Raw genomic sequence first — 2,316 nt, 5'->3', positions numbered from 1 at the left:
TTCATGCGGCCGATGGCAGGCATCGAATAAACCTAAACGAACTTAGCCACTCAAAGTCACTTTGTCTGAATTTTTTGGGGGCGGCGATAGTTCAGGGGGAGTGACAAGCGCAAGCCTTGTCAGCTAACGGACTGCATGGACGACGGTTCCTTCACCGCGCTTGCGCCGCATTTAGTTCCCCTCACGCTCATGCCTCGCGGCCTCTGGATCTCGCAGGTATGAACGCACTTCAATGAACTGCTTTTGTTTTGGGTTGTCGTCGATTTCACCGATGCCCAGGATCTCATGCACAACTGGTCTGAATGGAACTTCGGTAATGCTTTTTTCATCAATTAGAGCGCGACATTTTCGCGGACTTTGGGCTGTACACTTTCTGGGGACCGATTTCCAGATCTTGCCGTGCATAACGTACCCACATATTGGACAGGTGATTTCCCAGCCGCAGAATACGTTCGCCAGGCGATACCGGCTGAACCTGATCAGGTTTGTTATCAGCTTCGCTTGCTTGTCAAGATCATACGCATCCCATGGCTCAGAGATAACTCCGCCCCTTACTAGATCAAGGAGTCGATAAGTCCGGGTTTGTCGTGACTTACCGGTTAGGTGATCTTTGGAGGATGTCGTGGAGTATTCGATGCGATAGTCATTATTGGGAGAATCCAGGACAATTTTCAGGTCTCTGTTTTCCAACAAGCCCCGAACACTATCTACGTCAGGAGGGTAAGCCGGCATGATGATGGGAACTCCGATCGAAAGGTATGTTGATTAATGCACGAGATCGACGATACGAAGGAAATCACTTTCCGTCAGGATTCGAATCGGATGCCCTTTTGCTATTAGTTCTTCTGCTTTTCTTTGTTTGATACTCTTCTGGTGTCCGGCTAATTGCCGAATATCAAGGTCTCCAACGACGAGAAGTGTAGTTGTCCTTCTTATGCCCGTAGCAACTTGGCACCCAGCCTGGGCGGCAAGCACTGCGGCCTCGCAGCGCGCCAATGTCAGCGTACCCGTGAAAACGATTTCTTCTCCAGCGAGCGCGCCGTCAGGGTTGCCCTTCATTGCGATTTGATTTGAGAAGGTGGGACCGATTGGCTTTCGGGCATTGACGTTGATTGGCTTCTGAACAAGAGTCATCCAGGCATCAAGTCCAATGCCTGATGTGCTAATTGCTTGGAGAAGCACTTCCCCTGCGGCTCGTGCATCCTCGACGGCATCGTGGGCAGTGAAGCGTATCCCCAACGCACCGCACACATTGGATAGCCCGTACCCCGAGCGCGACCATTGCGCCCATGCGCGGCGGACCACGCGAGCCGAATCAAGCCATCGGCAGGAAACACCAGTGAGGTTGTGCTTCGCGATGGCCTGGAACAGCGCAGTTCGGTCAAATGAAGTATGACTGACCACAACCTGATCTCGCAGGCGATCCAGCATCGCAGGGTAGATTTGTTGGAATGTCGGCGCGTCTTTGACCGTAGTTGCGTCGATCCCGTGAATATCGACATTAACCCAGTCGAAGTGGTCCTGCGGGTTGATCAACGATCCCCAACTGTCAACGACTCTCCCATCCTCAAACGTAACCGCCCCTACCTGACATATGCTGGCAAGGCTGGCGTTTGCGGTTTCAAAGTCAATGGCGACGAATTTCTCGGCCATGATGTTGTTCCCTTCGTCTCTGTTTTTTTTCGTCGCCAGCGCTCACAGGCCATCGAGCATCTGACACCCCGTACACTTTTTCGATCGACTAAAATCCGCTGCGATTCCGTAGAACCAGATTTAGAATCCGGCGCTAACGTTTACCCTCGTGCGAAGTGCTAAGTTACCGCTTATACAAATCGGCCCGCGCGCGTCGGCGGTGGCAAAGCGCTTCATTCTTCCGCCTCTGGCATCAGGCAGAATATTTCTCCGAAGGCAGGATGCATTGCGTGGCCGCCAAGCTGCCTCCTAAGCCACAAACGTGGGTCAACGTGCAAAAGCGCTGCCGCATCGCATTACTGCAGTCACGTCGAGCTAACTACACACTCAAGCCGGCCAATGCGCCGTTCGAGAGCGCACATTTCGGATATCTTTGTAATCTGGGGGCAAAGCTAAGATGTAGCGCTTACCGTGCCAGCCGCGATCGCATAGAGGTGCAGATCGTTGAGGCAATAGTCGGCCATAAGCGTCTTACGGGATCATGGTTTCCTGAATGATCAGGAGCTGCATTTGCTCTGTACGCACCCACGAAAGGGCGCTGGACGGAACAGCGAGCTATCAGGTTCTCAGAATCGCCCTCATTCGTCGTCGTGTTGGGGCAGCGCGCGTTTAGGTTTATTCGAT

General features: G+C 52.8%; 1 protein-coding gene. It reads right to left on the bottom strand.

From position 1 onward, the window contains the following. Positions 1-765: 765 nt before the first annotated feature. On the bottom strand, positions 766-1,653 hold the full coding sequence (locus tag BN2475_RS28705; RefSeq protein WP_094782820.1) for an exonuclease domain-containing protein: 888 nt from the start codon (positions 1,651-1,653) through the stop codon (positions 766-768). Positions 1,654-2,316 lie beyond the last annotated feature (663 nt).

It is taken from the genome of Paraburkholderia ribeironis (genome assembly GCF_900019265.1).
Classification (GTDB): domain Bacteria; phylum Pseudomonadota; class Gammaproteobacteria; order Burkholderiales; family Burkholderiaceae; genus Paraburkholderia; species Paraburkholderia ribeironis.
Note: the sequence above shows the minus strand (reverse complement) of the source record. Positions and strands in the feature narration are given on the sequence as shown.